Raw genomic sequence first — 293 nt, forward strand, 5'->3', positions numbered from 1 at the left:
AGCATCAACTGGCCCGCCAATTGTTCAAGACCATCAATCGCTGGCTGGCCGAAGCAGGCGTCATGATGACTCAAGGCACCTTGGTCGATGCCACCATCATTGAGGCACCCAGCTCGACCAAGAACAAAGAGCAGCAACGCGATCCGGAGATGCATCAGACCAAGAAAGGCAATCAGTGGCACTTTGGCATGAAGGCCCACATTGGTGTCGATGCCAAGAGTGGCCTGACCCACAGCCTAGTCACCACCGCGGCCAACGAGCATGACCTCAATCAGCTGGGTAATCTGCTGCAT

Annotated in this window: 1 protein-coding gene; it reads left to right on the forward strand. The window is 55.6% G+C overall.

Translation table 11 applies throughout. The features are described 5' to 3' along the window. The coding region (locus J9892_RS22560; protein ID WP_210539079.1) for a transposase at positions 1-293 on the forward strand (293 nt) is incomplete at both ends.

The organism is Aeromonas sp. Prich7-2, from assembly GCF_017939255.1.
Lineage (GTDB): Bacteria > Pseudomonadota > Gammaproteobacteria > Enterobacterales > Aeromonadaceae > Aeromonas > Aeromonas caviae.